Genomic DNA, 603 nt, shown 5'->3' with positions numbered 1-603 from the left:
CACCGCCTTCAGTAATCCCTGTACCGTGCGACCACCCTGAAACTGGAACGCGTTCAGGAATGGACCAATGGCAGGACGAAGAGAGCGATGCCGGTTGATCAGTTCGGCCGTGCGATCAATGGTCTCTGGAGCTGTCAGGGTTTCAGCCCTGCCGATGGCGTCCTGGAGGCGGGGCCAGTCAATTCCCGTAATGGCAGACAGTGAATCAACGCCCTGATCACGGGCCTCAATCAGATGACGGCAAGAGGTTGTCAGCAGACGAAGCTGGGCCTGCAACGATCGCATGGTGACAATCGCTTTGTCACGGATCCGGTGCTCGGCACGGCGCATCATGCTTCCGAGGAGTTTGTCCATCATTGTGAGGGCCGCGTCGGTTAGAACCTCCTCAAGTCGGACCCCGGCTGCCACCAGAATGGCGTAACGACGGGATGACCGAAGCTCGGCCAGATGCTGGGGCGTAATCCGGGCAGCTTCTTCGCTCAAACGGTCAAAGGCCACACGCGGTATGGTCGTGGCGCGAGCGCTGTCGAGGTTCAGGGATCGTACACACTCCAGGCGTTCCAGCAATCGCAGGATATTGCGCGCGGCTGGTGACAAGGGCGG

1 pseudogene is annotated in these 603 nt (G+C 60.0%); it reads right to left on the bottom strand.

Annotated features, from left to right (window positions below):
• Nucleotides 1-603, bottom strand: a pseudogene (locus KP705_RS16225) (Tn3 family transposase); the annotation flags it as partial.

Origin of the sequence: Gluconobacter sp. P1D12_c (genome assembly GCF_018812105.1) — a bacterium.
Lineage (GTDB): Bacteria > Pseudomonadota > Alphaproteobacteria > Acetobacterales > Acetobacteraceae > Gluconobacter > Gluconobacter oxydans_A.
This window is presented reverse-complemented; position numbering and strand designations above follow the sequence as displayed.